The sequence below is a fragment of the Hymenobacter psychrotolerans DSM 18569 genome (genome assembly GCF_900142395.1).
GTDB lineage: Bacteria > Bacteroidota > Bacteroidia > Cytophagales > Hymenobacteraceae > Hymenobacter > Hymenobacter psychrotolerans.
Window position 1 is genome coordinate 1 of the sequence record NZ_FRAS01000057.1, and the last position, 3,078, is coordinate 3,078.

At 52.2% G+C, this 3,078-nt stretch carries 3 protein-coding genes; 1 reads left to right on the top strand and 2 read right to left on the bottom strand.

Translation table 11 applies throughout. The features are described 5' to 3' along the window. Positions 1 to 51 precede the first annotated feature (51 nt). Positions 52 to 621, bottom strand: coding sequence for a hypothetical protein (locus BUE15_RS21145; protein WP_073289239.1), 570 nt, complete (start codon positions 619 to 621; stop codon positions 52 to 54). 236 nt (positions 622 to 857) lie between these two features. Then, positions 858 to 2,147, bottom strand: a complete 1,290-nt coding sequence (gene mobV / locus BUE15_RS21150) for a MobV family relaxase (protein ID WP_073289241.1) — start codon at positions 2,145 to 2,147, stop codon at positions 858 to 860. A gap of 379 nt (positions 2,148 to 2,526) precedes the next feature. Between mobV and BUE15_RS21155 the strand changes: the two genes are divergently transcribed. Continuing rightward, the gene (locus tag BUE15_RS21155) at positions 2,527 to 3,018 is read left to right on the top strand and encodes a hypothetical protein (RefSeq protein ID WP_073289243.1); all 492 of its coding nucleotides are present in this window, start codon (positions 2,527 to 2,529) and stop codon (positions 3,016 to 3,018) included. Positions 3,019 to 3,078: the final 60 nt, after the last annotated feature.

Here is a 3,078-nt window from a genome sequence, read left to right on the forward strand (position 1 = left end):
AAAAAAGGCATGGTGCTAAGCCGCCTGCTCTACTTCCTTTCCCCACTGCCCCTAATCAAGGTTAAATGGCGGAATAGCGTCGAAAACCGACAACTGTTGAGGGTCCCCTGATTTGCCTTTCTTCTTCTTGACATAGGTCCGAACGAAGCTCACTCGGTCCCCATTGAAGAACACCAATGGGTTAATGAAGTAGGTGTACTCGTTATAGCCACGGGCTATAATCTTGCATTCTAACAGACTTGCTAACCCATCATACACCTGCCTGACTGATTTGTACTTGGTGTACTCTAGGCACTCGTCTGGTAGAAACTCAACCTTGTCTGACTTCGGGCGCATCTTGTGCATGATGTACCCAAAAATGCGGATTGCTGCCCTGTTCAACTCCCAAAAGCTCTCAAACTGGCTTAAATAGAGCTTGGTGAACTGGGTTTCATCGACCTCAACTTGACGAACAAACATAGTATGCCCCAATACATCACCTGTAGCCGGGTCAAAGGCTTGCAGCATTGCGCTTTCATCAGTGCGAGTAGCTGCTCTGAATTTGCGGGTAGGCTGAATCTCTTGTAAAGCCTTCTCTAAGAAGGGATTAGTGCGGTTTTTTTCAAAATCGGATAGTTTCATTGTCGAAAATGGGGCTAAAAAGGAAAGGCAGACTTTCCTACAAGGTAACTGCAATTTTCTTTTTTGGCACAAAAAAGGAAAAAGACAATTGCTTTTTTGTGCCAAAAAAGACAATACAGATTGATGGGTTCAGCAAGTCTGAGTGATTGATTCAGCAAGTAGGTAGTATTAGTAATCAAGCAGTTAGACATCGCTGCTTCTTAGGTTCTTATAATTACTACTATTTCGGGCCTGCACTACCTACTAATTCCTCCCCCTCGGCTCTGGCCCCTGCTTTTGGTCAAATCTTGCTGCTTAGTGCGCTCGATGGCTGCTTCCACCTGGCTGCGTAACCCCTCCCCATTGGGTCGGATTTCCTCGGTTTTGAACCTGGCCCCGGTCTGCTCGTGGGTGAGCACCCCTCCTTTGCCCTGTTCGTCGCGCTGTAGTTGATAACCTGCGGCCTGCAACTTGGCCTGGAAGTCCTCCCCACTGCGCACCGGCTTGCTTAGGGTTTGCTCAATAACCCGCGTTAGCTCTGCCCGCTCCTGTTCCCGCACCGTGGCCCCGAACTCGCGAAACTCTGCCAAATCCTCGCCCTGAGCATAGCGTACGGCCATTTTATCAAACGTCTGGTCGCCTATTTCCTTTTGCTGGGTGGCTTCCTGCAGGCCGGTAAAATGGCCCTGTTTTAGCCCCTCTGACGTGCTCAACTGCTTTTGGAGCACTCTCACCTGCTCCGCGGCCGCTGTGTTCGCCTGAGCGAGCTTGGCAACTTCTGCGAGCTGTGCCCGGGCGGCCTCTGCTTGTCGGGCCAGCTCGGCATTGATGCGGACTTCCTCGGCTGCTTTCCACTCGTCCCGCCCGAGCAGGGGCGGGTCGCTGAGCTGAAAGGCCGGCGCCGGCGCTGCGGGCCTGGCCAGGTCCGCCACGCGCCGCGCGTGCTGGGCCTCCAGCCCGTACAGGCGCTGCATGGGGTCGTGCTTGGCCTGACTGTGCTCAACGCCGCGTTCCATCCCATGCGGGGCCATTGCCTGAGCATAGTCGGTTTGCAGCTGGCGCAAGCTCTTGGGGTTGAACAGCTGGTCGGCCGATAGGGTATTCTTCTCCGTGATAGGAGCCAGCACCGCGTGAATGTGCGGGGTCTTCTCGTCCTGGTGCAGGGTGAACGCTACCACGTTCTTGGCTCCGAACTTCTCCCTCAAAAAATTCAAATTGTCCTGCGCCCATTTGCTTTTGGAATAGTCGGCCGCTCGCCCATCCTGGTCCCGGACAAACCCCTCCGGGCTACCGGTCAGAATTACCTCCATGCCGCGCACGGAATCATGCCGGACGCGCTTTACCCCGGCCTCCTGGATGCGGGCTTCGAGCAGGCTCCAGTAGTCTTTCTGCTCGTGGTTGACATACTCCCGGTTCGGATGGGGAGCTGACCGGTCGGCATTACCTATCGAGTGGGGGTGCTGCTCCTGGCGGTAGTTGTGGCCAGTGGCCGCGAGGGCGTGGGCCTGAGTCTTGATTTTGGCAACTCGGATGACGGCGTAGGGCATGGGGCAGTGGGGAAAGGAAGTAGAGCAGGCGGCTTAGCACCATGCCTTTTTTACCTCGGGGGAGCAGGGGGCAGCGCCCCCAGGGGAACGGGCTGCCCCGCAGGGACCACGGTTTGAACTTGGGGGAGGGGCACGAAGTAGGTCCCTCCCCCAAGTTCAAACCATAGTGGGTTATGGCTTTGTTTTTCTGGCCGGTCTAAGTTACGGATTTTTGCCCTACCTTAGCCGGGCTTACCTGAAGCGGACTTGGTTGGTAGAGGTATCACCCAGGAAGGAATACGGTAGGTGCTATAAACGCCTGGAGCCTGGTCGATGTGTTGAAGGTGCGCCCTCTACTCGGCCAGGCTTTTTCGTTCTGATTCATACCAGTGGTCTACTCATGGAAGACATAACCGACAAAATCTTTGCTTACCGAGATTGTAGTAGGCATCTATGGAATAGCTATTTCTTAAACCTCAACACCAAAGGAGAGATATGGCTAGACTATCAAGATGAATTTGAGGCAATTAACTCAATTTTACTAGAGGATACAGTTTTGAGACAAAAATCTGGTGTTCAGTCTATTACTAAAAACGAAGGCAATTATTATCAAGCAATAAGAGTAATTCCGAACCTAGGACCTTTAGGGTTCGAGGCCCTATTTGCACCACCAGCTCAGAGTCACACTCAATGGACGGTTATCCAACTTAAAGCTGATGACAACGACTTTAGGTTTATGGGCTTCTTTGATTGGACTACCGCTCAAACTATGGAGAATCAGTACGCCCGTGTTAGGCTTATCTCTTCTGGTAGCCTTCCGCAATACATTGGATATGACTTCTTACTAGAAGCTTGGAATGTAGTTTACATGACAGAATCAAAGGAATTATAATAGCGGTTAAATCATAATTTTAATACCGCTATTAATACTGCTTTATCGTTCCCCTGGGGG

What these genes read in the sequence shown, in the direction of transcription:
- BUE15_RS21145 (WP_073289239.1), bottom strand. Translation starts at nt 621, where the DNA reads ATGAAACTATCCGATTTTGAAAAAAACCGCACTAATCCCTTCTTAGAG.
- mobV (WP_073289241.1), bottom strand. Translation starts at nt 2,147, where the DNA reads ATGCCCTACGCCGTCATCCGAGTTGCCAAAATCAAGACTCAGGCCCAC.
- BUE15_RS21155 (WP_073289243.1), top strand. Translation starts at nt 2,527, where the DNA reads ATGGAAGACATAACCGACAAAATCTTTGCTTACCGAGATTGTAGTAGG.